The organism is Neolewinella agarilytica (assembly GCF_900110645.1).
Taxonomy (GTDB): domain Bacteria; phylum Bacteroidota; class Bacteroidia; order Chitinophagales; family Saprospiraceae; genus Neolewinella; species Neolewinella agarilytica.
This window is the reverse complement of the sequence record NZ_FOFB01000058.1, coordinates 1-1805: the sequence shown is the minus strand read 5'-3', so window position 1 is coordinate 1805 and position 1805 is coordinate 1. Positions and strand designations below refer to the sequence as shown.

Here is a 1805-nt window from a genome sequence, read left to right as displayed (position 1 = left end):
AACTCCGGCACGGGAGCTACTATCCCCGGCAGCATGGCTTCTGCCTTGCGCGCTCGCTTACTGGCTGGCGGAACGGCTCCATTAGTACCGACCTTTACGGATGGTTGTACGCAGGAGATTGAAGTTTGTGTCAACGACGTAGTGGTTTACGACGAAGAAGATCCTGACTGTGAAGATGTCGTCCTGACCCGTACTTTCAAGGCTACGGAGATCGCCACTTGTCCTTCAGCTGCCGGCGAAGGCAACCCAAGCGTAACGGCTTCTTATACGATCACTTTCAGCCGTCCTACCCTGGATGACCTGAGTGCGGATAACATAGAAGATGTTGTAACCTACGAGCAGTGTGGATCAGCCAATCCTTCGGTTGCTGATTACCCGGCCCCCCGGACACAAGACTTCCCCTTCCTGGAGGTGGCTGGCCGGACGTTCAACCTGATGGCTGGAGAAGCGGTCTGTAACATCGGAGTAACCTTCGCTGACGGCCCGGCCATTGTTACCTGCCCCTTCACTTACAAGTTCGTTCGTACCTACACCGTCATCGACTGGTGTAACCCAAGCGACGTTCGCACCTTCACGCAAGTCGTGAAAGTTGGCGATACGACTGCTCCTACGTTCTCTGGTCCTACGCAGGATCGTGACTTCGACGGTGTGGTTGACGGCGACCTGATCTACACGACCAATGCCGGTAACGTTTGTGCTGCTTACATCCGCCTGGACGCTGGTATCAGCGCTACGGACAACTGTTCTGACGACGTAACCATCACGGCTACTATCTACCCGGGTGCTGACCTGAGCGCTACGCCAATCGGTGCTTTCGACGTTGACCCTACGGACAACCGCGCAGAAGTAACTTCTGCCATCCCCGTTGGTTGTCACCTTCTCCGCTACACCTACACCGATGAATGTGGTAATACGGACTTCTCTGACTACCCCTTCTGCGTAGAAGACGGAACTGCTCCAGTAGCTATCTGTGAAGATGGTCTGAATATCAGCATCTCCAGCGGTTCTGCTGCCGGTGGTGCCAGCACGGGTATCGCTATCCTGACGCCATCTATGATTGATGCAGGTTCTTACGATGACTGTTCCGGTGTAACGCTGGAAATCGCTCGCGTAGGCGCTGACAACATTGCTACGGAAGCTTACGACCAGGAACTGGTGCTGACTTGTGCTGATCTCGGTACGGTTCGCGTTGGCCTGAAAGTAACCGATGCGGAAGGCAATATGAACTTCTGCTGGTTGGACGTACTGGTGGAAGACAAGAACGCTCCGAGCTGTATCGCTCCTGGCCCCGTTGAAATCAGCTGTATCGTAGCCCGCGCAACGCTGCCTGATGACATCATGGAAGCTACGGAGGCTGAGCTGGACGCTACCTTCGGTTTTGCTACCGGTATTGACAACTGTGACGTGACCATCACTTCCACGATCAGCGGCAACGTTAACAGCTGTGGTGTAGGTAGCTTCACGCGTATCTTCACGGCTACGGACGGTGAAGGTTTTACCAACACGAATAACTGTCGCCAGCGGATCACCGTTTACGGTGTTCATGATTACCGCCTGACCTTCCCAACGGACGAAGAAGGCACTTGTGCAGACGTACCTGCTTACGCTGGTATCGCTGCTGACGAAGACGCTTGTGACCTGATCACGACGGACGTTGTTGTGGACACGCTCCGCACGCTGGAAGCCGGCGAAGAGTGTTTCAAGCTCCGTGTTACTTACGACGTAATCAACTGGTGTGAGTACAACACGCTTGGCCAGCCTTACCTGATCCCACGGGACGGTGACGGCATCCGCAACCCGGAGAC

1 pseudogene is annotated in these 1805 nt (G+C 54.9%); it reads left to right on the top strand.

Going from position 1 to position 1805, the window contains the following annotated elements:
* Positions 1-33 precede the first annotated feature (33 nt).
* Positions 34-1805 (top strand): annotated as a pseudogene (locus tag BM123_RS23690) (hypothetical protein); the annotation flags it as partial.